General features: G+C 57.7%; 27 protein-coding genes, 1 tRNA gene and 1 pseudogene. 16 read left to right on the top strand and 13 right to left on the bottom strand.

Annotated features, from left to right (window positions below):
- The first annotated feature begins 52 nt into the window (after positions 1-52).
- The 9 genes from BHD07_RS19350 (at position 53) to BHD07_RS19310 (ending at position 8,238) form a co-directional block, all read left to right on the top strand.
- On the top strand, positions 53-1,240 hold the full coding sequence (locus tag BHD07_RS19350; RefSeq protein WP_100671808.1) for a glycine C-acetyltransferase: 1,188 nt from the start codon (positions 53-55) through the stop codon (positions 1,238-1,240).
- A gap of 23 nt (positions 1,241-1,263) precedes the next feature.
- Entirely contained in the window at positions 1,264-2,298 is a 1,035-nt protein-coding gene (gene tdh, locus BHD07_RS19345; RefSeq protein ID WP_100671807.1) for an L-threonine 3-dehydrogenase, read from the top strand.
- A 438-nt stretch (positions 2,299-2,736) separates the two neighbouring features.
- Positions 2,737-4,791: an RNA polymerase sigma factor RpoD gene (gene rpoD / locus BHD07_RS19340; protein WP_018095614.1), complete on the top strand. Its 2,055-nt coding sequence runs from the start codon at positions 2,737-2,739 to the stop codon at positions 4,789-4,791.
- Positions 4,792-5,064: 273 nt separating this feature from the next.
- Complete coding sequence (locus BHD07_RS19335; protein ID WP_003532955.1) at positions 5,065-5,355, top strand: GYD domain-containing protein; 291 nt, start codon at positions 5,065-5,067, stop codon at positions 5,353-5,355.
- Between the two features lie 203 nt (positions 5,356-5,558).
- Positions 5,559-6,128 (top strand): transglycosylase SLT domain-containing protein, encoded by a 570-nt coding sequence (locus tag BHD07_RS19330; RefSeq protein ID WP_018095613.1) that lies wholly within the window; start codon positions 5,559-5,561, stop codon positions 6,126-6,128.
- Between the two features lie 95 nt (positions 6,129-6,223).
- Positions 6,224-6,577, top strand: coding sequence for a DUF1428 domain-containing protein (locus BHD07_RS19325; RefSeq protein ID WP_029956413.1), 354 nt, complete (start codon positions 6,224-6,226; stop codon positions 6,575-6,577).
- A gap of 123 nt (positions 6,578-6,700) precedes the next feature.
- Complete coding sequence (locus BHD07_RS19320; RefSeq protein ID WP_324762103.1) at positions 6,701-7,123, top strand: secondary thiamine-phosphate synthase enzyme YjbQ; 423 nt, start codon at positions 6,701-6,703, stop codon at positions 7,121-7,123.
- Between the two features lie 94 nt (positions 7,124-7,217).
- Positions 7,218-7,622 carry a ketosteroid isomerase-related protein gene (locus tag BHD07_RS19315; protein WP_018095610.1) on the top strand — a complete coding sequence of 135 codons (405 nt, stop codon included), beginning with the start codon at positions 7,218-7,220 and terminating at the stop codon, positions 7,620-7,622.
- A 259-nt stretch (positions 7,623-7,881) separates the two neighbouring features.
- Positions 7,882-8,238, top strand: a complete 357-nt coding sequence (locus BHD07_RS19310; RefSeq protein ID WP_018095609.1) for a hypothetical protein — start codon at positions 7,882-7,884, stop codon at positions 8,236-8,238.
- A gap of 93 nt (positions 8,239-8,331) precedes the next feature.
- On the opposite strand, the gene BHD07_RS19305 is transcribed toward BHD07_RS19310, so the two are convergent.
- A complete protein-coding gene (locus tag BHD07_RS19305; RefSeq protein WP_003537551.1) occupies positions 8,332-9,120 on the bottom strand; it encodes an SIMPL domain-containing protein in 789 nt (262 codons plus the stop codon).
- 145 nt (positions 9,121-9,265) lie between these two features.
- Between BHD07_RS19305 and BHD07_RS19300 the strand changes: the two genes are divergently transcribed.
- Positions 9,266-9,341, top strand: a tRNA-Ile gene (locus BHD07_RS19300).
- Between the two features lie 200 nt (positions 9,342-9,541).
- On the opposite strand, the pseudogene BHD07_RS31955 reads toward BHD07_RS19300, so the two are convergent.
- From BHD07_RS31955 to BHD07_RS19285, 3 genes and pseudogenes are all read right to left on the bottom strand, one after another.
- A pseudogene (locus BHD07_RS31955) lies at positions 9,542-9,883 on the bottom strand (tyrosine-type recombinase/integrase); the annotation flags it as partial.
- 601 nt (positions 9,884-10,484) lie between these two features.
- Positions 10,485-10,751, bottom strand: a complete 267-nt coding sequence (locus BHD07_RS19290) for a helix-turn-helix transcriptional regulator (protein WP_338282609.1) — start codon at positions 10,749-10,751, stop codon at positions 10,485-10,487.
- 10 nt (positions 10,752-10,761) lie between these two features.
- Entirely contained in the window at positions 10,762-10,980 is a 219-nt protein-coding gene (locus tag BHD07_RS19285; protein WP_043613259.1) for a helix-turn-helix domain-containing protein, read from the bottom strand.
- 65 nt (positions 10,981-11,045) lie between these two features.
- Here BHD07_RS19285 and BHD07_RS19280 point away from each other — a divergent pair, with 65 nt between their 5' ends.
- The 3 genes from BHD07_RS19280 to BHD07_RS19270 are packed head-to-tail and all read left to right on the top strand — an operon-like array spanning position 11,046 to position 12,702.
- Complete coding sequence (locus BHD07_RS19280) at positions 11,046-11,489, top strand: helix-turn-helix domain-containing protein (protein ID WP_338282604.1); 444 nt, start codon at positions 11,046-11,048, stop codon at positions 11,487-11,489.
- Positions 11,486-11,839, top strand: coding sequence for a hypothetical protein (locus BHD07_RS19275; protein WP_173514113.1), 354 nt, complete (start codon positions 11,486-11,488; stop codon positions 11,837-11,839). The genes BHD07_RS19280 and BHD07_RS19275 overlap by 4 nt, the downstream gene beginning before the upstream one ends.
- Positions 11,840-11,865: 26 nt before the next feature.
- Complete coding sequence (locus tag BHD07_RS19270; protein WP_338282599.1) at positions 11,866-12,702, top strand: 23S rRNA (adenine(2030)-N(6))-methyltransferase RlmJ; 837 nt, start codon at positions 11,866-11,868, stop codon at positions 12,700-12,702.
- Here the strand turns inward: BHD07_RS19270 and BHD07_RS19265 are convergent.
- On the bottom strand, positions 12,696-12,989 hold the full coding sequence (locus BHD07_RS19265; protein ID WP_338282597.1) for a hypothetical protein: 294 nt from the start codon (positions 12,987-12,989) through the stop codon (positions 12,696-12,698). The genes BHD07_RS19270 and BHD07_RS19265 overlap by 7 nt on opposite strands.
- Positions 12,990-13,172: 183 nt before the next feature.
- Here BHD07_RS19265 and BHD07_RS19260 point away from each other — a divergent pair, with 183 nt between their 5' ends.
- From BHD07_RS19260 to BHD07_RS19250, 3 genes are read left to right on the top strand one after another with little or no spacing between them, the layout of a single operon-like run.
- On the top strand, positions 13,173-15,125 hold the full coding sequence (locus BHD07_RS19260) for a ribonuclease H-like domain-containing protein (protein ID WP_338282595.1): 1,953 nt from the start codon (positions 13,173-13,175) through the stop codon (positions 15,123-15,125).
- Positions 15,107-16,150, top strand: a complete 1,044-nt coding sequence (locus tag BHD07_RS19255) for an adenylosuccinate synthetase (RefSeq protein WP_338282593.1) — start codon at positions 15,107-15,109, stop codon at positions 16,148-16,150. Before BHD07_RS19260 ends, BHD07_RS19255 begins: the two co-directional genes overlap by 19 nt.
- Entirely contained in the window at positions 16,147-17,253 is a 1,107-nt protein-coding gene (locus tag BHD07_RS19250) for a hypothetical protein (RefSeq protein WP_338282591.1), read from the top strand. Before BHD07_RS19255 ends, BHD07_RS19250 begins: the two co-directional genes overlap by 4 nt.
- An 8-nt stretch (positions 17,254-17,261) precedes the next feature.
- On the opposite strand, the gene BHD07_RS19245 is transcribed toward BHD07_RS19250, so the two are convergent.
- The 8 genes from BHD07_RS19245 to BHD07_RS19210 all read right to left on the bottom strand — a co-directional run bounded on the left by BHD07_RS19245 (position 17,262) and on the right by BHD07_RS19210 (position 25,491).
- Entirely contained in the window at positions 17,262-18,323 is a 1,062-nt protein-coding gene (locus tag BHD07_RS19245; RefSeq protein WP_338282589.1) for an XRE family transcriptional regulator, read from the bottom strand.
- A gap of 2 nt (positions 18,324-18,325) precedes the next feature.
- Positions 18,326-18,955, bottom strand: a complete 630-nt coding sequence (locus BHD07_RS19240; protein WP_338282587.1) for a hypothetical protein — start codon at positions 18,953-18,955, stop codon at positions 18,326-18,328.
- 84 nt (positions 18,956-19,039) lie between these two features.
- Positions 19,040-20,296, bottom strand: coding sequence for a type II toxin-antitoxin system HipA family toxin (locus BHD07_RS19235; RefSeq protein WP_338282586.1), 1,257 nt, complete (start codon positions 20,294-20,296; stop codon positions 19,040-19,042).
- Positions 20,293-20,523: a helix-turn-helix transcriptional regulator gene (locus tag BHD07_RS19230; RefSeq protein ID WP_173514122.1), complete on the bottom strand. Its 231-nt coding sequence runs from the start codon at positions 20,521-20,523 to the stop codon at positions 20,293-20,295. The genes BHD07_RS19235 and BHD07_RS19230 overlap by 4 nt, the downstream gene beginning before the upstream one ends.
- 229 nt (positions 20,524-20,752) lie before the next feature.
- The gene (locus BHD07_RS19225) at positions 20,753-22,603 is read right to left on the bottom strand and encodes a type IV secretory system conjugative DNA transfer family protein (protein ID WP_338282583.1); all 1,851 of its coding nucleotides are present in this window, start codon (positions 22,601-22,603) and stop codon (positions 20,753-20,755) included.
- A gap of 28 nt (positions 22,604-22,631) precedes the next feature.
- Positions 22,632-24,257, bottom strand: coding sequence for a relaxase/mobilization nuclease domain-containing protein (locus BHD07_RS19220; protein WP_338282581.1), 1,626 nt, complete (start codon positions 24,255-24,257; stop codon positions 22,632-22,634).
- On the bottom strand, positions 24,251-24,733 hold the full coding sequence (locus BHD07_RS19215) for a MobC family plasmid mobilization relaxosome protein (RefSeq protein ID WP_338282578.1): 483 nt from the start codon (positions 24,731-24,733) through the stop codon (positions 24,251-24,253). The genes BHD07_RS19220 and BHD07_RS19215 overlap by 7 nt, the downstream gene beginning before the upstream one ends.
- Entirely contained in the window at positions 24,730-25,491 is a 762-nt protein-coding gene (locus BHD07_RS19210) for a helix-turn-helix domain-containing protein (RefSeq protein ID WP_338282576.1), read from the bottom strand. The genes BHD07_RS19215 and BHD07_RS19210 overlap by 4 nt, the downstream gene beginning before the upstream one ends.
- Positions 25,492-25,773 lie beyond the last annotated feature (282 nt).

The following is a 25,773-nucleotide window of genomic DNA, read 5'->3' as shown; positions in this document are numbered from 1 at the left end:
GCTAGTCGTCTAGACTGGTGAAATGAAGTTCTTGTCTCGAAAGCACGCAGCCATGACCACGGCCTTCCTCTCCCATCTCCGTTCGGAACTCGAAAGCCTCAGGCAGGCCGGGCTCTATAAGTCCGAGCGGGTCATCACCTCCAAGCAGTCGGGCGAGATTGAAGTCGCTTCCGGCGAGCGCGTCCTGAATTTCTGCGCCAACAACTATCTCGGCCTCGCCGACAGCGAGGAGCTTGCGGAAGCCGCGAAGAGCGCGCTCGACCGTTATGGCTACGGCATGGCGTCTGTGCGCTTCATCTGCGGCACGCAGGAGGAGCACAAGGAGCTCGAAGCGCGCATATCCTCCTTCCTGGGCATGGAGGACACGATCCTCTATTCCTCCTGTTTCGACGCCAATGGCGGTTTGTTCGAGACGCTGCTCGGCGAGGACGACGCGATCATCTCCGATGCGCTGAACCATGCCTCCATCATCGATGGAGTGCGCCTCTCCAAGGCGAGGCGCTTCCGCTATGCCAACAACGACATGGCAGCATTGGAAGAGGAGCTGAAGAAGGCGGAAGGCAGCCGTTTCAAGATGATCGCCACCGACGGCGTCTTTTCGATGGACGGCATCATCGCCAATCTCCAGGGCGTTTGCGATCTGGCTGAGAAATACCACGCCATGGTCATGGTGGACGACAGCCATGCGGTCGGCTTCGTCGGCAAGCATGGCCGCGGCTCCGCCGAGCATTGCGGCGTCGAAGGACGGGTCGATATCATTACCGGTACGCTCGGCAAGGCGCTCGGCGGCGCTTCGGGCGGGTATACCTCGGCGAAGGCCGATGTGGTCGAGTGGTTGCGCCAGCGCTCGCGGCCCTATCTCTTTTCCAATACGCTCGCGCCCGTGATCGCGGCCGCTTCTCTCAAGGTTTTCGAGCTGATCGAAGACGGCGACGCTCTGCGCAACCGTCTTTACGCAAACGCGGCGCTCTTCCGGAGCGAGATGTCCAGGCTAGGCTTCACGCTTGCCGGCGAGGGCCATCCGATCATTCCGGTCATGCTTGGAGATGCGGCGCTCGCACAGGAGATGGCGGCGCGCATGCTGAAGAAGGGCGTCTACGTCGTGGGCTTCTCCTTCCCGGTGGTGCCGAAGGGGCAGGCCCGCATCCGCACGCAGATGTCCGCGGCGCACAGCGAAACGGATGTCCGCCGTGCCATCGCGGTCTTCGAGGAGGTGGGCCGCGAACTGGAGGTGATCTAATTGGCGCAGGCGAGGATCGAGCGATGACCAACATGATGAAGGCACTCGTCAAGACGAAGCCGGAGGTCGGCCTCTGGATGGAGCGCGTGCCGGTGCCGGAAGTCGGCCCGAACGACGTCCTGATCCGTGTCAGGAAATCGGCAATTTGCGGCACCGACGTCCACATCTGGAACTGGGATCAATGGGCGGAGAAGACGATCCCGGTGCCGATGGTCGTCGGACACGAATTCATGGGCGAGGTCGTCGAGGTCGGGCCGGCCGTCAGCAAGCATCATGTCGGCGAGCGCGTTTCCGGAGAAGGTCACATCGTCTGCGGCAAATGCCGCAATTGCCGCGCGGGCAGGGGGCATCTCTGCCGCAACACGCTCGGCGTCGGCGTCAATCGCCCCGGCTCCTTCGCCGAGTTCGTCTGCCTTCCCGAATATAATGTCGTGTCGATCCCCGACGACGTGCCGGACGAGATCGCCGCAATCTTCGATCCCTTCGGCAACGCCGTGCATACGGCGCTCTCCTTCGATCTCGTCGGCGAGGACGTTCTGGTCACCGGTGCCGGGCCGATCGGCATCATGGGAGCGTTGGTGGCCAAGCGTTGCGGTGCCCGCAAGGTGGTGATTACCGACATCAACCCCGTTCGTCTGGATCTCGCGCGCAAGCTCGGCATCGACCACGTCGTCGACGCTTCGAAGGAAAATCTTGCCGACGTCATGCGGGTGATCGGCATGACCGAGGGCTTCGATGTCGGGCTGGAAATGTCGGGCGCCGCGCCCGCGTTCCGCGATATGATCGACAAGATGAACAATGGCGGCAAGATCGCGATCCTCGGCATTGCACCGGCGGGCTTCGAAATCGACTGGAACAAGGTCATCTTCAAGATGCTCAACCTCAAGGGCATCTATGGCCGCGAAATGTTCGAGACCTGGTACAAGATGATCGCCTTCGTCCAGGGCGGGCTCGACCTCTCGCCGATAATCACCCACCGGATCGGCATCGACGATTTTCGCGACGGCTTCGAGGCGATGCGCTCGGGCAATTCCGGCAAGGTGGTGATGGACTGGTAGACGGAGTCGCGGTCGCGATCGACTGCCATCAGGATTCTTCCGGAAAAATCGCGCAACCCTTGTCTTTCTTTGGGGCGCTCCTACATGTTGAGCGAAAGCTGATAAACAGCGCAAAATCCCGTCCATGAGCGTTTTTTGCCGATTTGCGCGGTTTTTCACCGGAAATGCTTGACGGGATCAAAAATTCTGGGAATCACCATTTCAAGCAGAAATGGCGACATGGTACGGCGGATAGGAAATCATGCCAGGGACGTTTCAGTGGCAGGACTGTCGAAGCTTGCCCGTTCACCGCGATCGCTGTCGTGGTTAATCAGGAATTAAATATCATCCCGTTACGTCAGGGGAAATAATCGGTGGCGGGTACGCGGCGTGCCCGGACCTCCGAGTAGCATTGATTACCGGGCGCCGGCCGGTTGCGACAAGGAAAGCGACGAATAAATGGCAACAAAAGTCAAAGAAAACGAAGAAGCCGACGTTGAACGTGAAGGTGCACCGGACGGTCCGCTTCTCGATCTTTCCGACGATGCTGTCAAGAAGATGATCAAGGCCGCCAAGAAGCGCGGCTATGTGACCATGGACGAGCTCAACTCCGTTCTGCCCTCCGAAGAAGTGACTTCCGAGCAGATCGAAGACACGATGTCCATGCTTTCCGACATGGGCATCAACGTCATCGAGGACGAGGAAGCCGAGGAGGCTGCCGCCAGCGACGACGATGACGGCGCCGACGAGGGCGAAAGCGAAGGCGGCGAACTCGCGCCTGCCAGCGGCACCGCGCTTGCAGCCAGCAAGAAGAAGGAGCCGACCGATCGCACCGACGATCCGGTGCGCATGTATCTGCGCGAGATGGGCTCCGTGGAGCTTCTCTCGCGCGAAGGCGAAATTGCCATCGCCAAGCGTATCGAGGCCGGCCGCGAAACGATGATTGCCGGGCTTTGCGAGAGCCCGCTTACCTTCCAGGCGTTGATCATCTGGCGCGACGAGCTGAACGAGGGTCAGACCCTTCTGCGCGAGATCATCGATCTCGAGACGACCTATTCCGGCCCCGAGGCAAAGGCTGCACCGCAGTTCCAGAGCCCGGAAAAGATCGAAGCCGACCGCAAGGCTGCGGAAGAGAAGGAAAAGGTACGCAAGACCCGCGCTGCGGCGAACGACGACGACATCACCAATGTCGGCGGCGAAGGCCAGCCATCCGAAGAAGAAGAGGAGGACGACGACGAGTCGAACCTCTCGCTCGCCGCGATGGAAGCGGAACTGCGTCCGCAGGTGATGGAGACGCTCGACGTCATCGCCGAAACGTACAAGAAGCTCCGTAAGCTGCAGGACCAGCAGGTGGAAGCGCGCCTTGCCGCGACCGGCACTCTGTCGCCGGCGCAGGAGCGCCGCTACAAGGAGCTGAAGGACGAGCTGATCAAGGCCGTGAAGTCGCTGTCGCTCAACCAGAACCGCATCGACGCTCTGGTCGAGCAGCTCTACGACATCTCCAAGCGCCTGACGCAGAACGAGGGCCGCCTCCTGCGCCTGGCCGAATCCTATGGCGTCAAGCGTGAGGCGTTCCTGGAGCAGTATTCCGGCGCCGAACTCGATCCGAACTGGATGAAGTCGATCAGCAATCTCGCCGGCAAGGGCTGGAAGGAGTTTGCCAGGGCCGAAAACCAGACGATCCGCGACATCCGCCAGGAGATCCAGAACCTTGCCACCGAGACCGGCATTTCCATTGCCGAGTTCCGCCGCATCGTATCCATGGTCCAGAAGGGCGAACGTGAAGCGCGTATCGCCAAGAAGGAGATGGTCGAGGCCAACCTTCGTCTGGTGATCTCTATCGCCAAGAAGTACACGAACCGTGGCCTGCAGTTCCTCGATCTGATCCAGGAAGGCAACATCGGTCTGATGAAGGCGGTCGACAAGTTCGAGTATCGCCGCGGTTACAAGTTCTCGACCTATGCGACATGGTGGATCAGGCAGGCGATCACCCGTTCGATCGCTGACCAGGCCCGCACGATCCGCATTCCGGTGCACATGATCGAGACGATCAACAAGATCGTGCGCACCTCTCGCCAGATGCTGCACGAGATCGGCCGCGAGCCGACGCCGGAGGAACTGGCGGAAAAGCTCGCCATGCCGCTCGAAAAGGTGCGCAAGGTCCTGAAGATCGCCAAGGAGCCGATCTCGCTCGAAACGCCGGTCGGCGACGAGGAAGATTCGCATCTCGGCGATTTCATCGAGGACAAGAATGCGCTGTTGCCGATCGATGCAGCCATTCAGGCGAATCTGCGCGAGACGACGACGCGCGTGCTCGCCTCGCTCACGCCCCGCGAGGAGCGCGTGCTGCGCATGCGTTTCGGCATCGGCATGAACACCGACCATACGCTGGAAGAAGTCGGCCAGCAGTTCTCGGTCACCCGCGAACGCATCCGGCAGATCGAAGCGAAGGCGCTGCGCAAGCTCAAGCATCCGAGCCGTTCGCGCAAGTTGCGCTCGTTCCTGGACAGCTGATTCCAGGACCTTCCACGAAGTGACGAAGCCGGGCCTGGATCCAGCGCCCGGCTTTTCTTTGTGCGCCGGGCGTGGCGCAAAACCGTACCTCGATTTCCTCGAAATGCTTTATACTTTGCGCGTTGCGGCAGAGAAGGTCGCTCCCTCCCATCGCCGGGAACTTGGCGTTCCGAGGCCGCATATGAGTGCGCGAATGCGCTCCGGTATTCTTCAGATTCAGGGCATCCTTAAGCGCCTTCGGCCGAAGGCGGGATGCTTTGCGGGAGGTGTGAGATGACGACTTACGTTCTGCTTCTCAATTGGACCGAGCTGGGTATCAGGAACGTGCGCGAGTCGCCGAAGCGGCTCGATGCGGCAAGGAGGCAGCTCGAGGAAATGGGCGGTTCCTTCAAGGATTTCTATCTGACGATGGGCGAACACGACATGGTTGCGATCTGCGAAGCGCCTGACGACGCAGTCGCTGCGCGCTTCGCTATCACGCTCGGCATGAACGGCAATGTGCGTACGCGCACGCTGAAGGCCTTCCCGGAGGCCGCCTACCGCGAACTGATCGGTACGCTCTGATCGAGCGCTTCCGGATCGCCGCTCATCTGCCTGCCGGCGCCTTCTCCCCGCAAGGGGCGAACGGACTCGTTCGCCCGCTCCCCGCCTGCGGGGGAGCTCGGATTCTAACCCGAGGAGAGGGGTAGCCTCACCTTCGCCTACGCATAAAAACCGATCCTTAAGATTTACGTCTTATCAACCTCTCGCAAACGAGAGGTTCCGCGATGCGTTGCGTTTTTGTCGTCGTCCTCCTGTTGTTGGCCGGCTGCGGGACGGTGCCGAGAGAGACCCGGAACGCCTGTGCGGTTTTCGAGCAGCGAGATGGTCTTTTCAACAATTGGCGCAGGGCTGCCTACGCGGCAGAGCGCGAATACGGCGTGCCGGTCCCGGTGTTGATGGCGACGATCTATGCCGAGTCAGGCTTCCGCCATAATGCCAGGCCGCCTCGCACGAAGCTCTTCGGCTTCATCCCGTGGACAAGGGTCTCGTCGGCCTACGGCTACTCGCAGGCGCTTGACGGCACCTGGGCGCGCTATCAGTCCGAGACTGGCCGGTGGACGGCGCGCCGATCGGATTTCGGCGACGCGATCCGCTTTATCGCCTGGTATCACAATCAGAGCCACCAGCGGAACGGCATCGCTCTCAACGATACCTACCGGCTCTATATCGCCTACTACCACGGCCACAGCGGCTACGCCCGCGGCAACTGGAGCGATACGGCAAAGGCAGGCGCCAAGAGAGCATCCGGCATGGCTGCGAACTACGCGCGCCAGCTGCGCGGCTGCGGCTCCTGACGCGAGCGGATGACGGCAGCCATCAAAATGTCGTCCCCCTGTCGGATCCTGCGCTCTTCGATCGTCCTTGTGATGTCAACGTGGAGGAGACGAAAATGGCGTATGTGGACGGTTTTCTCGTTGCAGTGCCGACGGCCAACATAGAGGCCTACAAGAAGCTGGCGAGCGCGGCGGGTGCGGTGTGGAAGGAGCATGGCGCGCTCAATTACGTCGAATGCCTCGCAGACGACGTGCCCTATGGCGAACTCACATCATTCCCGCGCGCGGTTCAGGCAAAGGACGACGAGACCGTCGTCTTCTCGTGGATCGTCTACCGGTCGCGTCAGGACCGGGACGCGATCGTCGCCAAGGTGATGGCGGATCCGAGACTGCAGGGCGACGAATGGAAGTCCATCTTCGATGGAAAGCGCATGATCTATGGCGGGTTCGAGGCTTTCCTCGAACTATAGAAACGGCGTTGCAGCCTGCGGTACGATCCCGTAAGTCATGGAGCGAACCGGATGCTAGACAGGCCCCGTACGTCAATGGACATGCGGGATCACAGCAGCGCCCGGAAGCTCGCGGAGGGGAGAATGGCGCAGACCGTCATCGCCATATCTACGAAAGGGCAGGGGCTCTACGAGTTCACGGCCGCGGCCGGCGACTTCGTGCGTGCGTCCGGCGTGGATGAAGGATTGCTCACGGTTTTCGTCCGTCATACTTCCGCTTCGCTGATCATCCAGGAGAACGCCGATCCGGACGTGAAGCGAGACCTCCATGCCTTTTTCCACCGGCTGGTACCGCCGTCCTCCGATCGCTCGATGAGCTGGATCGTCCATACGATGGAGGGGCCGGACGACATGCCGGCCCATATCAAGGCGGCACTCACACAGGTTTCGCTCGGCATTCCCGTCATGCAGGGACGCCTGGCGCTTGGAACCTGGCAGGGGCTTTATCTCTTCGAACACCGCGACCGGCCGCACCGCCGCGAGATCGTCCTGCATCTCGGCAGCTGACGAGGCGCAGGCGCGGGCGGGCGCTACCATTTTCTCTTTCCGCGCGGCCGGCGCATTGCGGTAGAGTGAAGCGGGGGACAATTCGGAGGAGAAAATGACAGACGCCCAGACGATAGCCAGCCGTTTCATCGAAGCCCTGAACGACCGCGACTTCGACACGCTTTCGCGTCTCGTCGGCGAGGACGTCGCGTTCGACTCGCCCACCGGGGAGCGAACCCTCGGCGCCGGCGCGCTCAGGAGCTGGGTGATGAATTATTTCCGCCATTTCGACGAGAGCTTCGGCGACGTCGTGTTGATGCGGGACGCCGGCGGTGAGCGGGTGGCGGCGGATACGACCGCGCGCGGTACCTATCGCGAGACGATGGCCGGCTTTCCCGAAGCCTCCGGTCAGGCCTATTCCATTGCGAGCGTCTTCGTCTTCGAGATCGAGGACGGTCTCATTGCGCGACTCAGCCACTATCGCAACAGCCGCCTCTTCGAGCGCGAGCTGGCGGGGTGAGCCCGTCTTAACCGTCTGACGCCAACGCACGTCCGGACGAAGAACCTTTATACACTTTTCTGGAATCGCTCCTTAGCCTGTCGGATCAATAACTTACCCTGCCGGAATGTACCGGGGGTTTGGAGCGATTCATGGCGCGTCGGGGGCGTGATCAACCTGAATACTGCATGAACGGAGGGTTCCGGTGCCGTTCAGTTTGGCGGGCCTATGTTTGCCTCAATCGTCAACCAGAACCGCTTCGTCACACCGGAGAAAAGCAATGAAAAAGTTCCTCGTTAACGCCGCCGTCGCTGCAGTGATCGGATTGACCGGTCTGGTTTCCACGGCCTCGGCGCAGTCGCTCACCCTGGAATTGGGTCCGGGCGGCGGCGTCCACTACCGCGACTATGACCGCCACGACGACTGGCGCGATCGTCGGCACTATGACCGCCGCGACCGTCGCGGCCGCTGTGCACCGGGCCTCGCCGTCGAAAAGGCACGCGATCGCGGGCTCCGCCGCGCCTATGTTGCCGACGTCACGGGTCGCCGCGTCGTCGTCGAAGGCCGCCGCCATGGGCACCGCCAGGCCATCATTTTCGCCAATGCACGCGGATGCCCGGTCATCGGCCGCTGGTAAATCCCCGGTTTTCCGTCTCGTCTCCCCCGGCCGACGGAAATGGAGCCCTCACGCCCTGGCGTGGGGGCTCTTTGCTTTGCGCTTCGGACCCCGTTACTGATTGACGGCGAACGTCACGTTGACGGTGACGTTATAGGCATTCTCGCCGGTCGCCATCGGAACCGAATCGGCGGCGGCAAATTCCTTCGCCATGCTGCGGACCACGGGGATCGGTTCGGGCCGGGAGGGCTGCTCCGCGATCTCGATCACGCGTCCGAGCGAGACCCCCGCCGCCTCGGCCAGAACCTTGGCCTTGTTGATGGCGTCGGCGACTGCGGCCTTGCGGGCTTCCGTGATCACGGCATCCGGCTTGTCGTTGGTGAACTCGATGCCGCCGCCCTGATTGACGCCGAGGGTCACGGACTTGTCCAGGATCTCGCCGAGCTGTCCCAGATCCCGCACGCGCACGCCGACGCCGTTGACGACCTGATAGCCCACCAGTTCCGGCGGCCGATTACCGCCATCATTGTTCGGCGGATAGTGATATTGCGGATTGATCGAGAAGCCGCTCGTCTGCAGGTCGCGCTCGGCGATCCCGGCCTGCTTCAATGCCGAGAGCACGTCCGCCATCGCCTTGTTGTTGGCATCGAGCGCTTCGCGCGCGGTCTTGGCGTCCTTGACGACGCTGAGCTGCAAAATCGCCATGTCCGGAGCGGTCGTCGAGCGGCCCTCGCCGGAGACCTTGATCACCGCCTGACGGCCCCTGACACCGTCCGGGCGCCCCTTGCCATCTCCCTTGCCGGCGGTGCTCTCCTGCGCCGCCGCCGCGGCTGCAAAGGCGCCGGCAAATGCGGCTGCGACTGCGGCGACATGAACGGTACGGGCAATGCGTGTAGAAAACATGGACGTTTCTCTCCGGTTGTTTATCCTCGATTCCATGCTTACCGATTGTGTAGCTATTGCGGCAATGGCTTGTCGGCAAAAAGGTTTTACGCTAGAGCCTGCACAGCGGACTGCCATTGGTCCGCAACCGCCGGCGACGACGGCAGGGCCTGTAGCTCAATGGTTAGAGCCGGCGGCTCATAACCGCTTGGTTGGGGGTTCGAGTCCCTCCGGGCCCACCATTTCTGTCTTCGGACGTTGTTTTTCCATCGTTTTTTCCTCGATTAGTCTCACCGGAATTCCGGCTCGATGAAAGTGGGACATTTTTGCGGGCCACATAGGTTTTGCGGCGCTCGAAACCGGCATCGATGATGCGCTTGGACTGGGCGGCTTTGGTGTAGTGCTGCGCCATCTTGGAATCAGACCAACCAAAGATCGCCATCAATTGATGTTCGGTCGCGCCGGCTTCGGCGAGGATGGTTGCAGACGCCTTTCTGAGGCCGTGTGACGAGCATTCCGGCAAATCGGCATCGTTGCACCACTGGCGCATCTTGTTGCCGAAGCCGTTCCCGCTGAACGCCTTGCCGTATTCGGTGATAAGAAAGGTTGGCTGATCGTGCGTGATCGCGTCCAGCGCCTCGCGAAGCTCGTCTGTGACGGGCAGGCTAAGGGACTGGGCATATTTGCCGGAACCCTTCTCCGGCATAAATTCGATGCGGTCACCGACCAGGTTCCGCCAGCCGAGCTTTACCAGGTCCGAGCGTCTGACACCCAAATTCAGCATCAGTTCCATTGCAAGCCGGGCCATGGAGCCGAGCTGATAGGCGGCGCGGTAGCGCGCCAATTCCGCTTCGCTCCAAGTGTGGAAACCCGGAGACTTATGGATTTTGGTCACGCCGTTCGCGGGATTGAAGGTCGCCAGCTCGGCGCTGATGGCCCAATTGAAGAGCGCCTTGAGATACTTCACCAACTTGTCAGCAGCGCCGGGCGTGCCGCTGCGTTTCATCTGACTGGCTTGGATGTCGGATTTGCGGATCTTCTTGAACGGCAGTTCGCCCACATTGACGCAATAGCGATTGAGAACGCTCTTTTTGTCCTTCTGCGTGGCCGGAGACTGGCTTTGAAACGCCTTGGACCGATAATAGGTCTCGACAAGCCAGCGAACCGAGCCGGGCTCCAGTCGCGAAATCGGCACGGTTTTCTCGCCACGATCGCCAGCCAGCACGCGGTGATATTCTTCCGTAAATGCCTGGGTGATGCTGCCGGCCTCGTCCAGATATGCGGACGTCATCCGGTACTTAGGCATGCCTGGCAGGCGGAGATAGAACCGCTCGTTGCCGTGCCGATCGATATCCCGCGAGCAATATTTGAAGGGGACGCGCTGATTACCCGACCGCATAATCAAACGGGTTTTCGCCATCGTCTTCGTCTCCGCTCAGTCCCTGTTCCTTGATGTCGTACCAGGACGCGCGGATTTCCTCCGCATCCCAACGGCGCAAAGCTCCGATCTTCACGCCCTTGGGCATCAACCCACGGCGCACCCAATCGTCAAAGGTGCCCGGCGAGACGTCGAGAAGTTCCGCAGCACGGACGCGGCTAACCGCGACCTTGTAGATGGGGCGCGGGACCGGCGCTTCTGCTTGCTGCTTCATGTGCCGCTCCTCACGCTCTGGAGGCGTTATCAGCAAGCGCCAAAGCCTTCTGCTTGGGCTCGACCATATTCGCCGCAAGATACTCATCCACGGCGTTTTCCGGCAGGAACAGACTCCCACCGATCCGAACATGCCGGATTTCCTGCTTCGCAATCAAATTGCGAATGCGTGCGACCGGCCATCCGGAACGGTCTGCGAGCTGTTTGGGGGACAGGAGTTGCGCCTGCATTGGAAATTCACCTCCAACTGATGATATACTGATACAAACCCGAACGAATCACATCAAACTCGAAAATGCAACGCGATTATCAGAAAAATAATAATTTGACGCAAGACACGTTGCTCACTCAGATGGGCAAACGTTTGACGATGATCCGCGAAAACTCTGGATTGAAGCAGATCCCCTTTGCGGAAGAGCTTGAGGTCTCCCAGGGCGGCTACAATACGTATGAACGCGGCCAACGAGAGATCCCTGTTCGCGTACTGCGCGCGCTCTACACGAAGTTCAACGTCAATCCAGTCTGGATGATGACCGGGGAAGGCAGTCCCTACAATCGAGACACGGTCGATCTGTATCACGAGGTCACGAACCAAGTTGATGCCTTTATCGTGCGGGAGAACTGTCAGGTGGAACCGGATAAGCGCTTGAAGCTCATCCGCTTCCTGATCGACTACGCTGAACAGCACGGCGAATTCACAGAGGAAATTGCAGAGAAATACCTGAGGTCAGCGATATGAGTAAGTCGAGCTTTGAGCAGAAAATCGAACAGGGTTTTTACACGATCGGACGCCAGCGCGATCAACTGACATCCGAAAAGCGAAAGCTGGCAAGGCAATTGCGCTATGCCCAGCATTCGGCCCGGCTCGCGAGCCTTTCAAAGCAGTACGATTTCGGGATGGTCTTCTTCGCTGCAATGGGAGCCGTTTCGCTCATCTTGTTCGATGCAAACAGCGGCTCCGATGCTTGGTTGACGCCCGTGCTGGGCTTTTCAATGATGCTGTTCGCGTGTGGTAGTGCGCTGAGAGGCCGAAAGATGGTCAGCCGGATCAGAAGCTTCCATGACCGCTTCGGTAGCTATCAGTTTTGATACAAACCATAAATTGAGCCTACAAGATGAACTATAGACATGCTTATCATGCAGGTAACCACACAGAGGTTTTCAAGCATTCAATTTTGGTCTTTCTTTTGGAGCATCTGACGCAGAAGATGCAGCCGTTCTTCGTCCTGGACACCCATGCGGGCATTGGCATGTATGATCTGGAATCCGATCAGGCTCTACGGACCGGGGAAAAAGCTGATGGTATCGAAAAAATCTACGATATCGGTATTCCGTCCTGTCAGCGATATCTCGACATCGTCGTTTCGGTGAACGCAGGAACTCTTAGACATTATCCGGGCTCTCCTGAGATTTCGCGCCAGATGCTTCGACCCACCGACAGACTAATCGCCTGCGAATTACATCCTGATGACTATGTTGCGCTTCAAAGCAGATACCGCTCTGACCGGCGTGTAACTATCCAAAACAGGAGCGGATATGAAGCGATCAATGCGCTCGTGCCGCCGGTCGAAAGACGAGGTCTAGTATTCATTGACCCGCCGTTTGAGCAGAAAGACGAAGTTCAAAATATGATCTCCGCCTTGAATAAGGGCATGCGCAAATGGGCTACCGGAATTTTTTGCCTCTGGTATCCAATTAAAGATTCAAAAATCGGAGATGCGATTGCTGATGCTGTCGTCAGTGCTCAGCATCCGAAGAGCCTAAGAATTGAGTTCCTGCCGTTTCGAAAGGATGGAGAAAACTTGGCTGGAAGCGGCATAATTATCTGCAACACGCCATGGAAGCTCGATGAACGGGCCAGGTCTCTATGCCAAGATATTTCGTCGAAGTTGGGGGATCGAAACGGCACTTGGTCAGTCAAGTGGCTCACAGCAGAGGGTGGGACTCAATGAACCCGATCGTTCGGTTGCACTTCATCTTCGGTCATCGCGTGAATCGCGACCATAAGGTCACGCAAGCGATAACACATCGGAATGTCTTTCCGCTCGTAACATCTATTCGCGCGCTCATCCAACAACTCGAGCGCAAGGCCTGGGCCGTAGCGTCGCATCATGCGAATCCCACGAAACCAGGCCGAGCGTCGAATTCCGTAATCATGGAGGCGTGACTCGTCATTTATGATCAGCTCAACGGAGAGCTCGTAATCTCCCAGGTCGTAGGTCGACTTTTCTCTTTTCATGCCTTTGGATGTCCTACCGGCGTCACAAAAATATTGCAGTGTGTCGTCCGAATGTGAACTCGCAACAACCAGCCTTCCAAGCTACTGTGTTTGCAGTAGACACACAATCTGTAAAGCCGAAATGACCATCGCAGTAGAAAGTCAGAGAGCAACGCACAGCCTCTCAGCTCAACCCAGTACGTTATGGAGCATATTCGCAAAGGAAAACTGGCCTGCGCGCCTGGCCCCGGTAGTGTTTCGCGTATGATGCGCAGTGCAAGTCGAAAATCCACAGCGAGTTCCCCGGAGCGTTATCGTCTTCCGCCACTGCTTAGAGAGCAGCTGGCGCTTTGCGCGTCCTACCCAGAGCAGGTGCTGTTCCTCGATATTGAAACGACTGGTCTCAGCCACTACTACGACGAAATCACCGTGGTTGGATGGGCTTTCAACGGCAAAGCGTCGACTCTCGTTAAAGGTGACGATCACCAAAGATTGTTGGCAGACGCATACAATGCTAAAGCGATGGTCACCTTCAATGGCATTCGTTTTGATCAGCGATTTCTGCGTCAAGAGTTTCCAGACGTCCGATTACCCACAACACATATCGACCTGATGTATCTCTGCCGGCGCGTGGGTTTGACAGGCGGCCAGAAGGCGATCGAGAAGCAACTCAATCTGGATCTTCGGGCAGACCTCTCCGAGGTCGATGGATTTGCTGCTGTGCTGCTGTGGCATCGCTATTTGAGGGGCGAAATCAGCGCTTTGGAAAAGCTAGTTCGCTACAATCGCCTCGATATAGCGGCAATGGGAGCAATCTTCGATCATGTCCTGACGCAGTTTGACGTCCAGCCGGACCTTTTTAGTCAGAAAGTAGGTTTTCTTAACTGGGCAGCACCCGATGGCTGGCAGGATTTGCCGAAGTTTAAGAGCGCTGCAAGCAACCTGACGAAAGCCCCTCATTTTGCTGATGTCCTCGGGGGTGGACCCGCGGCTGACGCAAAGGTTGTAGGAATTGACCTGACCGGATCGGAAGCAAGAGGCACCGGCTGGTGCATACTCGACGGAAATCATGCGACAACCACAACGCTGTTTTCTGACGAAGAGATACTAAAGCGGACGATGGAAGCTAAGCCCGACCTCGTCTCGATCGACTCGCCGCTTTGCCTGCCGTTCGGTCGGGTGAGCGTCGAAGATTCTGATCCTGGGAGGGACCAATATGGCATCATGCGACAATGCGAACGCGAGCTTAAAAGGCGTGGTGTGAACGTCTACCCTTGCCTGCTGCCAAGCATGCAAAAGCTGACCGCCAGAGGTATGAAACTCGCCAATACGCTCCGGCAAAGCGGGGTGCCTGTCATCGAGAGCTACCCAGGGGCGGCTCAAGATATCATGCGAATTCCCCGGAAAGGCGCAGGAATTGAATGGCTGAAACTGGGTCTCCATGAGTTTGGAATTTTGGGGGACTACGTGACGGCCACTGTCAGCCATGACGAATTGGATGCCATTACCTCAGCATTGGTCGGTACGTTCCATATGGCAGGCTTGACTGAATCTCTGGGCACGGAAAACGAGCCGCCATTGATTATTCCAAAGACCGATGCAATTGCGCTGCCATTGGTCGTTGGAGTGAGCGGCCCAATCGCTGCCGGAAAAACGACGTTTGCCGAAGAACTTCAGGCGCTCGGCTTTTCATACACGCGGTTCAGTCTAGTTATCGACGATATGCTGCGGGAAAGTGGCCTCGAGTTGACGCGCTATAATCGTCAGAAACTTGGACAAGAAATCAATGCGACAGGTCGCCAACGATGGCTGGCGGAAAAAACCATACAGCGGGTTTTCGATGGAGCTGCAATCGTCGTCGATGGTCTGCGCTTTCCTGAGGATCACGCATATCTCGTAGAACGGTTTGGAGCCAATTTTCACCACATCTACATCGAGGCTGCTGAGGACTTAAGAAAGACCCGTTATCACGAGCGAATGCTTGACGGCAATTTTGAGCAGGCGGCAAAGTCAGAGGTCGAGGGTCGTGTAGGAGAGCTCCGCTCGCTGGCTCACGAGATTTTCGTCAACGACTCAGATAAATTAACTCTCAAAATTCGTGCTGCTGAGCTTGCACGCAAATTGACTAAGGGGAAATCATGCCTGTCTCAATCGTAGTAGGGGGCCAATTCGGCTCCGAAGGAAAAGGCAAGGTTGCTCTGGAAATTGCTCGCAGAGCAAGGGGGCCGGTGACCGTAATTCGTGTCGGGGGACCAAACTCCGGTCACACCGGTTACGATCGGAGTGGTAGGAAGTGGGCTCTTCGACAGATGCCTGCCTCGTGCATCGATAAGAATGTCGATGTCGTATTTCCGGCAGGATCGTATATCGACGTTGATCTGCTGCTGTCTGAGATCGAAGCCCTTCGGTATCCTAAAGAACGTGTGTTTATTAGTCCGTACGCGCGGATTATTTTGCCAGAACATAAAAACTGGGAAAGAGAAGCCGGCCTCACAGGTGCTATCGGTTCCACAGGTTCTGGCGTCGGCGGCGCAGTAATGGCCTCGGTGGCGCGCGAAGCGTCCAATTTTCCGCTCACTTCTCCCGATGCCGCACACTTTGCTCCGCTTCAAGAGTTTGTGACCGATGTATCAGTCTTGCTGCGCCAACGTCTGGACAAAGGCTTTCGTGTTGTGATCGAGGGTACCCAGGGTTTCGGATTATCGTTGCTTGAGGGTGGCTACTGGCCGAAGGCAACGTCTCGCTGTACTACAGCTGCCGGCGCTCTTTCTGAGGCTGGATTGAGTCCTATCGATGTTGATGATGTTACGCTGGTTATTCGCTCCTATCCGATTAGAGTCGCCGGAGAATCTGGTCCGTTGTTGAATGAAACCAGTTGGGAGGACATCGCGAACAGAACGGGAAGATCCGACATCCATGAATATACAACTGTCACAAATAAATTAAGACGGGTAGGAATGTTTGATGCAGAAATAGTACATCGGGCTATCCTTGCCAATTCACCTACACGAATAGTTTTGAATCACCTGGATTACGTTGGTGATCACGCAGATTTGTATGATGCGAAAAGCGAATTACGCCAGTTCATCGACAAGGTGAGTACTGCCATCCGCTGCAAAATTGATTGGCTTGGTTTTTCTCCACTCGGCGTTGCGGAAACGGCGGAGCAACAGGACCGATGACTGAGGAGGATGCAAAGACTAACGCATACACTATGTCAACTGAACAAGCGGCGAGTGTTGCGAAATCCGCGAGGAATGAACCAGATCCGCTGGGTAGCATACCACCGTCGCTATTGGCTGCTGAGCATATCATTGCCTACGTCGAAAAGACCGGTCTAGTTAGCCCTTTTGATGCAAGTGAAGCAGGGGGGCGACTGAAAAAGGCTTCATATGAAGGCCGAATTGGGGCTAAAGCATTCACATTTAAAGATTCCACACTGGAGCCCGTGGAATTTAAAGATGGTATTCTTAAAATCGCAGCGAATTCTATTGTATTCGTGGATTGTGATTTAGAGTTTCGGCTGCCTCCTTACATCGCTCTTCGGTTCAATCTTCAGATTAAACACGTCCATCGCGGACTGCTTCTAGGCACAGGTCCTATTGTTGACCCAGGTTACTGGGGAAAACTGTGTATTCCTCTTCATAATCTCACAAATGAAGATTATTTTCTCTGTGAAAATGAAGGGATAATATGGGTTGACTTCACTAAAACAACACTTCCGTCGGATCATATAAAATCGAAAGGAAAGGATCCTAGCACAACAAATACCTGGGATATTCAGAAGTTCATATTGAAGGCTTCAAATGAAAATGGAAACGGGAAACTGGTCCCGATACAGAGTTCTATCGGGATAGCCGTCGACAACGTGCGAAATGAATCGCGAGAAGCTAAAAGGATTTCTGAAGGCGCAGAGACGAAAGTAAACAGAATTGCTTTTTGGGGGGTTATTGTTTCTGGAATATCCATCATTGGAGTTGCCATTGGAATTTACACCCTCGAGGTGAATCATTTTTCTTTTTACACGTCGCAGACCGGTCTTTATCAAAATTACATAAATAACTCAGTTGGAAATATTAACGAGGAGATCCGAAGACTGTCCGATTCTGTTGATCAAAGGCTGAACGAGAATAGCGAAAGGGCGAAAGTCATCCCATCGCAGTTCGACGAGATAAGAGAATTGAAGCGGACATTCACTGAACTGAAAGCCGAGAATGAAGCGTTGGCGAAAGAAGTCTTGGCATTGAAGAGCTTAATATCGGAAAGAAATCCTGGGCAGAAATAGCTTTTACCCTACTCCACCAGCTTCAGTTTATTTTTCTGAACGTCGCTGGGTCGCTTTGGATGGGCCGTTATTCTAAATAGAAGATTGGATATTTCGGCTTCCGGAATAGCCAATTCTTTTGCAATGTGCGAAATAGCGATCCCTTCAGACCAGAGAGCTGAAAGTATCTTCTTCCAGATTTGAGATGTTTCACGCTCCATAGCATCAGGTTCGTTTTCTTTTCCAAGCTTGTTGAGCTGAATATAATTTCCGCGATAGTGCCACTCGGAAATTAAGTCGTTCTTGCGAAGCGCATAATTCAACGCCGCCGCAGAAACACCCCATCGCTTTTTCCACTGGATAATCTGTCGCAAGGACTGCGCCCTTGGGAGCTTGGCTACAAGGTCATTCGGCGGGATCAAAAAGGCTGATGCGAATGCGTTTGCTTCATCTTCAGCAGTTTTGTGGTTTGATCCTGAATGTCGATGCATGACCAGATGGCCAAGCTCATGAGCTGCGTCGAACCTGCTGTGTTCCGCCGTTTTAAGCGTATTCAGAAACACGTATGGCTTTTCATTTCTCCAAAACGAATAAGCGTCCAGGTGGCGCGTTTCCTCGACAAGAGAAAATACTCTTACACCGTGCGCTTCTAGCAAGTTCACCATGTTAGCAATTGGCTTCTCACCAATTCCCCATGCCGCCCGCACGGCGGCAGCTGCCGCCACCGGCGTTCGATTATTTAGTTGGGGAATGGAGTGTTCTGGAAGTTCGAAGCGTTGTCGGATCCAATCATCGATCTCAAAGGCAAGTGCTCCCGCCGCGAGTGCCGCGTCTCGAGGGCCTGCTGTCAACGAACGAAGTGAGCGAAAGCTGACGCCGTCAGGGGACGGATAGTCGATTGCGGATTTCTCGAAGAAAGAGCGGCTGTACCCGGAGATGGCGCAAAGGCGTTCCATTAGCTGCTCGCTAATTTCACCACCTTGCTCCATCCTCTGTACCGTTTTGCGATCGACGCCCAAACGCTCGGCAAACGCCATTTTGGTCAGACCGAGCCTCAGTCTGACCAAATCAATTCTCTCTGGATTAGGCATGGCTATTTTCGTTTTACGGTAATGTCGATGATCTCGAATGCCTCGTCATCTGAAAGCTCAGTAATTTTCTCTTCCGAGCCGTCGAGGAGGATGATGCGTTTTCCAAACTGGGTGAAATAGCTACCGTCGAAGTCAACGGGAAGAGACAATTCAGCACCAGTCGGCAAATTGTCGTCGATGCGCATTCCCAGCAGCCATGTTTCGTAACCGTCTGAATCGACTGGTGCCTCGATCGGCACAAGGCCGGGAAGCCAAGCGGTGCGATTGCATAGAGACTTACGCCTGCTGACCTCGCCTTTGGGAGACTTGTTGGCCGGCGTTTGCAACCGATTCCCTGCCCCATCATCGAAGTTGCAGGGCACAATTCTAACCTTTGTCTTCGGGTTCTTCACGGCACACTGGTTATTGGTGTCGTCCTTTTCCCAGCCCCGTGGCAACAGGGTTTCGCGAAGTTTGCGTCCCGCGCGAGCGTAGACCGTCATATTTGCGAATCCAACGGGGTCATTATCTGTGCAAAGCGCTCGTTCGCTCTCAGCGTATCGAACGGCTCGGATAAGATCGTCGCGAGTCAGCCCCATTTGTGCAAGGTGATTATCCACATCCTGCTGATCTGCTACGATTGCCGGTTCCATATCTATGTCCCATATTTCGTCATCAAATGATGTAGCAAAATGGGACATGACAGTCAATGCGGTTCTGCGATCACTTCTGCTGCTCTATGTCAGGCCAACGAGTTTTGCTCGGCCGTTCACGAGTTCGGCGATTTCGGAGATTGCAGTCGGATTGGTAGATGAGTGAGCAAGCTCATGCGAAACGGTTTTAGCCAATTCCGTCGTGTTATCGCAAAGCTCGGAGATCCGACGACGAAGCAGTGGGAAGCCAATTCCTGCTTCCTTTGCGAAAGCCTGCCACCCATCGGTGTCCATCTCGGCGAGAGTGGCGCGCTTTCCGATCCTCATGGCCATTTTCGGCGAAAGGTCTGGGTAGGCAACCGTAGAAAGCAGGTCATAAAGCGGAGCCATCCTCGGGCCCTGGTGGTCATAGAGGATCGAGAAATTCTTGCCATGAGCGTCGGCATTTCCGACAATCAGATTGAAAATAGCGGCGTCCAGCAGCTTCAGCACATCCGTAGCCGGGCGTGCTGATACCCGCCGCAATAGCTCGAAACACTCTCTGAAGGTGGGACCACCCTCGCTGGCATACTTCGTTTCCGGCGGCACGCCGAGCGCTTGGCAAAAGTCTTCCTGGTGAATGCGGCGCACGACGCCGCTGTCATCGCGGGCACGGTCATATCTTTCCACCAGAAGGAACGAGCGCCCCTCCGCTGATCTCGGCTCTACGGGCGCAACGTCGAGGCCGATTGCGGCAGCCAGCTTCATTACAAAGGCTTCGTTTTCGGTTGTCCCCTTGAAGCGCGCGATGGGAGGTTTCAGAATGTGCGTTGTCGCCTGGCCGGGAAGCGGAAGCGCGATCTGGCCATCAATCAGAACAACCGGCACTTTGGATTGCGCGCCGGCCAGCGATAATCTCAAGCCTTCCTCGCCAGCCAGTAGCGGCCGCATCGGAAGTGCGTCCAGCACGCGAACGATTCCTACGTCATCCAAAGGCGTCGGCTGCTGGTCTGCAATCGGTCCCGCCTCCACGGGCTCTTGGTCTTCCGGAAGCAACTGAAGAGCGCCGGCGACATCGCCGCCCAAGCGATCGAGAAGGGCGAAGTCGTTGGCGGGTGAAACGCCCAACGCCTGCGCGGCAACCAGGCGTTGGCTTTCCTCGGGCAGTAGGCCACCAAAAAACGGCCTACATTCTCGGCGGGAGAAACGCTCCAGTCGCTTAGGAAGAGAAGCCGAAAGCGGAAGAGCGGTTTCGTCATTAAGCCAAGCCTGAGCATAGGCGAATCCTATGTCGCCGTGTCTGTCTTGCGTGAACTGTCCGACAATGCGACCGTCCCACCAGACGTTAAGAACCTTCGTCATCGTCTACGCTCGCCAGGGGCTAAAATATCCACAGAGCAACCGAGCGTTTGGAGAACCTGGAGCACTTTTCCAATCTGAGCCGTGGGCTTGCCTGCTTCGAGATCGACAATGAACCGCAGGCCAACGCCAGCAACTCCGGCAAGCTCATCCTGCCGCAAGTTTTGCTCCTTGCGTGCACTCCGAACTAGAGCGCCGATATCGGCTGGGCTTCTGACTTCTTTTGCCATCTTCAATTTCCCGATCGGGAAAGTAGCAGTATATCATCCATATTGTCGAGGAAAATTTCCCGGTCGGGAAATCCGGTGACCTCAGACGACGTTTGCGGAGAGAAATTTCCCGATCGGGAAATATTAGCCATAAAGAGCGACGGCATGGACTACGGCAGATTGGTAATGAAGTCTCCGCTGATTGAAGTGAATGCGTCTTGTAGTCGTTCGAGAACCTCTCACATAACAACTACACCATAGGATTTCTATCCAGCTTCCCCCGATATGCCGGATGCCGATGAGAGACGATTGCATCTACAAGGGCCGGCGGCTTCGAGCCCGTCAGCAACAGCATCTTCCCCGCCTTCATCTCCAAAATCTGATCGGCGGTCATGAGCTTCTGGCGCTGCTCGGCAATGGAGGTCTTGCGGCTCTCGCCGAATTTCGCGGACGATTGTTTCGTGCGGGTGAGCACCGTCTGATCGCCAAGCGCATTTGCGGCCCAATTGGCGGTTTCGAATTCGGCGCGGCCGAGACCGAAAATGCGGCTGGTGACGCAGGAGCCGAGAATGCTGGCGGCGTCGCCCTTGCCATAGACGCTTTCGATCTGGCCCTTGTCCTGGGTGATGAACAGCGCCTCGATGCCGCAGCCGGCGGCGACGTTGGCGATGTTGATCAGCTTTTCCATGCGCCCGAGACGGACAAACTCGTCAAGCACAAGAAGCACGTTCTTTTTCGGCTTTCGAGCACCTTCAAGGCGGACAGCCATGCCGAGAATGATGTTCGTCAGCAACCGGAGAAAGACGGCCTGGGCGTCAACCTGGTCGAGCGGCACGACCATGAAGAGGTCGGCGCGGCCCTCGAACAGGTTTTCGAATGAGCATGTGGAGGTGCCGAGAAAGGTGCGCAATTCATCCGAACGAGCCCAATCGAATGCCTTCTTGATGGTCGTCTTGATTGCGCCGCGCTCGTTCTCGCCGGCTGCAAGGAAGGTGGCAGCGGCGGCGGCCGGGCGGGTGCCGAATGTCTCCGGCGCCCCAGCCCATTCCGTCAGCGTCTTTTCAAAGTTGGCGGAAAACAACAGGTCCATGATGGTGATCAGATTGCGATCAGCTTCTGCGCGCCTGGTCATGACGACCTCGATCACGGCGGCAATCATGGATTTCGCCATTTCAGCGAAGTGTGTACCGTTTCCGCCTTCCGGTCGAACAAGCCCCTCGGCAATGACCTCGATATCACGGACAAGGTGCGCTTGCCTGATATAGTCGAGCGGGTTGAAACGATCCTTCGACGGCTCGATGACACCGAAGGGGTTGAGAACCACGACTTGACGGCCGAGCGACTGCCGATAGCGGCGCGTCACGGCGAAGTTCTCGCCCTTGATGTCCAGGACCGCGACCGGCCCGTCATGGTCGATTATGGCGGGAATGACAACGGACACCCCTTTCCCGGCGCGGGTGCCGGCGATGGCGACATGGTGACCGGCGCGCCATCCGGTCTTCGGGTTGGGGCGGTAGCGCAGCATCGCGCCGCCGGAGAGACCGAGCGGCAAGCCGGTATCGTTGTGCCGGAGTTGGCGCAGCTCACTCCGGTTCATCCATCGGGCGCGCCATGGGCCTTGTTTTGAAATGCGGTTTGACGAAGCTGGGGCGACAATCGAGATCGCGCGCAAGATGAAGAACAAGGGCACAGGCAGGCCGATGGCAAGGCTGGTTTGCACACCAAGCTTTTGCGCCTCTGTGAAGCGATCCCATGTCGATAGCGTGCCCCGGATGCTCTCGATTCCGGAATAGCCGGCGTTGCGCCAGGCCTTGAAGCTGTCGAGCAGGACGCCTGCCGCAATAGTGGGGTCGGTAAGGGCGAGAGCAGACGCGGCAAGGAGGGCAGCCCCCACAGCTAAGCCCGACGCGCTGCGGATGCGGCCCTGGGTGTCTCCCACCAAGGTCAGCAGCGCAAACCCGAGAAACATAACCAGGATGGCGGCGCGCGCGTTCTGATAAATGGGTGGCCAGAACAAGGGTGCGGTTTCCATCAGCAAGAAACCTGCCGCAACCACGGCAATGGAAAGGGCATAGCGATAGGGCTGAATGATGAAATTCATGGATCGAAACTCCAGACGCAAATGAAAATCAGTTGCGGCCGCGACCGGGCGCGGGTGATCGAACTGTCACGTCGGCGGCGCGACCGCCTCCAGCATCGCTTCGGCTTGCTCCAACAGGGCGAACGCTTCCGTCAGCTCGGTCGAGGCCGTGCCGCTGGAATGATTGCCGGAGGCGAGCCAGGCGTTCATGAACGTAGCCTGTGACGCGATGAGCGATTTCAGCGATCCTTCCAAAGCCGCTTGCCGGTTTTCGATCATGTCGGTCGAGCGTTTCTCCAGCGCCTCGAACTGCGCGGTTCCGCTCTGCAAGGTGTTCATCAACGTCTCGACGTAACCCAGCAATTCGCGCTCCAGCGGCGACAGGGTCTCGGGCATCGGTGGTCTGGTGGTTTCGCTCATCGGTCAATCTCCCTGGAAGATCTTCAGGCATGGCGTTTTGGCGGTCTCGGCCTGACAGGTGATCAGCTGAAGGCGGTTGACGTCCCAGGTCAGGACTTTGCCGTTGCTGGTCTGGTTGATCTGCAAGCCCATTTGCCAGAGGCTGGCGCTCTGGGCGCGGTCGATCATCAGCCCCGCCCAAAACCAACTCGCGGTGAAGCTCAAAAGGACGATCAGCAACGCCATCGCGCCCATGGTCAGGAAGTATGGTTGCACCATCGACCGGAGCCGGTTCACGTCCGCCTCGGTCTTCGCCAGCGCCGCGTTCAAGTGCTGGCGGTTCGCGTCTGTGAAGCTGCGGATATCGGTCTCGATTGTAGCTTGCGCGCGCTTCAAGGCTTCGCTCCAATCGGTTTCGAAGCTCGTCGAGGGCGATGGCACCGAGCCGGCTTCCGGAGCGGGTGGGCTCGCCAGCCGCTCTTTCAAGCGCTCGCTCAAGGGTATTCTCTCGGGTCCAGTCTTCACGGAACAGGTCTCCTTTCAGACGCCAGCGCTCGTCCGTCTCCGGATCGCGCGCGGTGATGTAGTTTTTGCCGGCGCGCGGCAGATCGAAACCTGCCGCCGTCAAAGCCTCAGTCATGCTTGGGCGGTCATGGATTTCGCCGGTCTCGATGCGCTGGACGATCCAGTCATGGATCATCTCGCGGGCATCGCCGCGCCTGACGCTTTCGATAAGGCTGACGGTTTCGCGTGAGCGCTCCGGGGCCATCGGATCGTCCCAGCCGTGTTCCTTGTTCAGCACATCCCGCAAAGCGTCGTAGTGCTTCTGGTAGCCGGGCGGCGCGATGTTGAGGCTGCGCCCGCTCACAAGCTCCATGCGCGGCGTCACGAAATGCAACTCGACGCGGCCCTCGTGCGTGTGTCGCACCCAAAGCATTTCGCGCTGGTCGGCTTCCATGCCGGCGAAGGCAAGGTTCTCGAAGGCGTCCATCACCTGCCTTTGCTGGGCAGGGTTCGGCGCGTCTTTCGCCGTGAAGGCGATGACGCCGGCGCGATAGGTCCACTGGTGGGGGCAGGCGTCGATCAGCGCGCGCATGCGGTCTGCATCGCCGCGCAGCACTTCCGGCAGGGGCTCGCGGGCAAACAGCATGATCTCGCCGCGCTTGTCGCGGATCGCGTTGCGGTTCTGGTCGTAAGCGACGACGTCGCGCTCAACCAGATAGTCAACCGGTCCCGATCCGCCGCCCTGGCCGTTGCGGAAGAACTTGATCAGCACGGCGCGCCATCCTTGGCCGTGAACTGCTCAAGGGTTTCCGATAGCGCCCGCTCGATGGCGACCAGGCGCGCGGCAACCGTGATTGCGTCGATGGCGGACAACTGGCCCTGAGCCTGGGTCGTGTTCAGCCATCGGGCGATCTGGTTGAGGTTACCGCCGATCCGCGCGACGGCGCGCACCAGCTCCGGGTCCACCTTGGGAACCGGACGGCGGCGGCGTGCCTCGGTGAGGCCAAGCGCTTCCCGCATCAGCGTGGCGAAGGGCAGGCCGGCCCGCGCCGCGCGTGCGGTCAGCGCCTGCTTTTCCGATGCCGTGCAGCGGAAAACCACAACGGCGTTGAGTTCGCCCTTTGGCGGTCGCCGCGTGCTCTTGGTGGGGTTTGAAGGGGAGGCTTGCCTCCCCTCACAAGGCTCCCTGTCGGACGGCTCGCCGTATGACAGGGGTCGCCTTGCTCCCTTCAAATCGCCAGCCGTCATGACGCCCTCCGGACTGTCGTCTGCCGGGCGGTTTCATCGGCAATGTGGTCACGGCGGCGGCTGAAGAAAGCGATCCAATCGAGCGCGCTCGGGCTCGTCTCGTCCGGTGGCCAATAGCCCGGCAAGGCATAACCCGGTCTCCTAGTTTTCACCGTTCGAAGGCCCAAGGCGTCGATCGATGGTAGCCCGTGACGGCGCAACCAGGTGCGCCATTGCTCGACCTGATCCGCCTTGGTCTCGGCGACGAAAACGAGCGGGACGGCTCGCCGCGTCTCGACGCGCGGCGGGGCGTCCTCGCGCGGGTTAGGTTTTTTTATTTTTTCTTTCTCTGGGTTTGGTGGACATATTTGTCCCCCTTCGCCGGACACATCTGACCGCCTTGCCGGACGATTTTGACCGCCTTCGTCGGGGTAAAGGGTGACAACGTTGTCCGTCTTTTCGCGGGCATCCGATGCGCGTAAAATCGACGCCGCTGAGGGACGATATACCGTGTTGTGCCCGACGCCATTTCCGCGCTCGACCTCGAACCATCCTTTGGCCTCGAGCTCACGGACGGCGCGCTGAATGGTCTTGACGCTCTTGCCGGTCGCGTCGGCAATCGTTTGATAGGACGGCCACGCCTTTTCGGTGTGGCCGTTCAAATGCGTGGTGACGATATAGAGCGCCACGGATCGCGCGTTGTCGCTCAAATCCTTGTCGCAACTCAACTGCTGAAGCCATTGCAGCTTCACGTCCCGAAATGGTCGTGCCCCGCTCATGCGCGCCTCCCTGGGCGCAATGCGAGCGGAAAGGAAGGGCCGAAAACGGCCGGAAAAAGTGGGACGGCGGCTTTGTTAAACCATTGATTTTTATGAAGCGGTGTTTTCGTCCCACACGGGGCTAAGCAGCTGATTTTCTTGGAATTCGGCAGGCCCTCCGGGCCCACCATTTTTCTTATAGCCCCGCACGAACGTCTGAACTCACCGCCATCGACGGCTGAACTCTTCGGGCAAAAAAAGACCGCCGCGGGATGGCCCGAGGGTTCGCGCTCGTGACCCAGA

Source organism: Sinorhizobium sp. KGO-5 (assembly GCF_036245905.1).
GTDB classification, from domain to species: Bacteria; Pseudomonadota; Alphaproteobacteria; order Rhizobiales; family Rhizobiaceae; genus Sinorhizobium; species Sinorhizobium meliloti_A.
Note: the sequence above shows the minus strand (reverse complement) of the source record. Positions and strands in the feature narration are given on the sequence as shown.

Coding starts and splice junctions, on each gene's coding strand:
- rpoD (WP_018095614.1), top strand. CDS start 2,737: ATGGCAACAAAAGTCAAAGAAAACGAAGAAGCCGACGTTGAACGTGAA.
- BHD07_RS19320 (WP_324762103.1), top strand. CDS start 6,701: ATGGCGCAGACCGTCATCGCCATATCTACGAAAGGGCAGGGGCTCTAC.
- BHD07_RS19325 (WP_029956413.1), top strand. CDS start 6,224: ATGGCGTATGTGGACGGTTTTCTCGTTGCAGTGCCGACGGCCAACATA.
- BHD07_RS19230 (WP_173514122.1), bottom strand. CDS start 20,523: ATGGCAAAAGAAGTCAGAAGCCCAGCCGATATCGGCGCTCTAGTTCGG.
- BHD07_RS19330 (WP_018095613.1), top strand. CDS start 5,559: ATGCGTTGCGTTTTTGTCGTCGTCCTCCTGTTGTTGGCCGGCTGCGGG.
- BHD07_RS19265 (WP_338282597.1), bottom strand. CDS start 12,989: ATGAAAAGAGAAAAGTCGACCTACGACCTGGGAGATTACGAGCTCTCC.
- BHD07_RS19250 (WP_338282591.1), top strand. CDS start 16,147: ATGACTGAGGAGGATGCAAAGACTAACGCATACACTATGTCAACTGAA.
- BHD07_RS19285 (WP_043613259.1), bottom strand. CDS start 10,980: ATGCAGGCGCAACTCCTGTCCCCCAAACAGCTCGCAGACCGTTCCGGA.
- BHD07_RS19335 (WP_003532955.1), top strand. CDS start 5,065: ATGACGACTTACGTTCTGCTTCTCAATTGGACCGAGCTGGGTATCAGG.
- BHD07_RS19215 (WP_338282578.1), bottom strand. CDS start 24,733: ATGACGGCTGGCGATTTGAAGGGAGCAAGGCGACCCCTGTCATACGGC.
- BHD07_RS19240 (WP_338282587.1), bottom strand. CDS start 18,955: ATGGAACCGGCAATCGTAGCAGATCAGCAGGATGTGGATAATCACCTT.
- BHD07_RS19280 (WP_338282604.1), top strand. CDS start 11,046: ATGCAACGCGATTATCAGAAAAATAATAATTTGACGCAAGACACGTTG.
- BHD07_RS19290 (WP_338282609.1), bottom strand. CDS start 10,751: ATGAAGCAGCAAGCAGAAGCGCCGGTCCCGCGCCCCATCTACAAGGTC.
- BHD07_RS19350 (WP_100671808.1), top strand. CDS start 53: ATGACCACGGCCTTCCTCTCCCATCTCCGTTCGGAACTCGAAAGCCTC.
- BHD07_RS19245 (WP_338282589.1), bottom strand. CDS start 18,323: ATGCCTAATCCAGAGAGAATTGATTTGGTCAGACTGAGGCTCGGTCTG.
- BHD07_RS19255 (WP_338282593.1), top strand. CDS start 15,107: ATGCCTGTCTCAATCGTAGTAGGGGGCCAATTCGGCTCCGAAGGAAAA.
- BHD07_RS19260 (WP_338282595.1), top strand. CDS start 13,173: ATGGAGCATATTCGCAAAGGAAAACTGGCCTGCGCGCCTGGCCCCGGT.
- tdh (WP_100671807.1), top strand. CDS start 1,264: ATGACCAACATGATGAAGGCACTCGTCAAGACGAAGCCGGAGGTCGGC.
- BHD07_RS19315 (WP_018095610.1), top strand. CDS start 7,218: ATGACAGACGCCCAGACGATAGCCAGCCGTTTCATCGAAGCCCTGAAC.
- BHD07_RS19235 (WP_338282586.1), bottom strand. CDS start 20,296: ATGACGAAGGTTCTTAACGTCTGGTGGGACGGTCGCATTGTCGGACAG.
- BHD07_RS19305 (WP_003537551.1), bottom strand. CDS start 9,120: ATGTTTTCTACACGCATTGCCCGTACCGTTCATGTCGCCGCAGTCGCA.
- BHD07_RS19210 (WP_338282576.1), bottom strand. CDS start 25,491: ATGAGCGGGGCACGACCATTTCGGGACGTGAAGCTGCAATGGCTTCAG.
- BHD07_RS19275 (WP_173514113.1), top strand. CDS start 11,486: ATGAGTAAGTCGAGCTTTGAGCAGAAAATCGAACAGGGTTTTTACACG.
- BHD07_RS19225 (WP_338282583.1), bottom strand. CDS start 22,603: ATGAATTTCATCATTCAGCCCTATCGCTATGCCCTTTCCATTGCCGTG.
- BHD07_RS19310 (WP_018095609.1), top strand. CDS start 7,882: ATGAAAAAGTTCCTCGTTAACGCCGCCGTCGCTGCAGTGATCGGATTG.
- BHD07_RS19270 (WP_338282599.1), top strand. CDS start 11,866: ATGAACTATAGACATGCTTATCATGCAGGTAACCACACAGAGGTTTTC.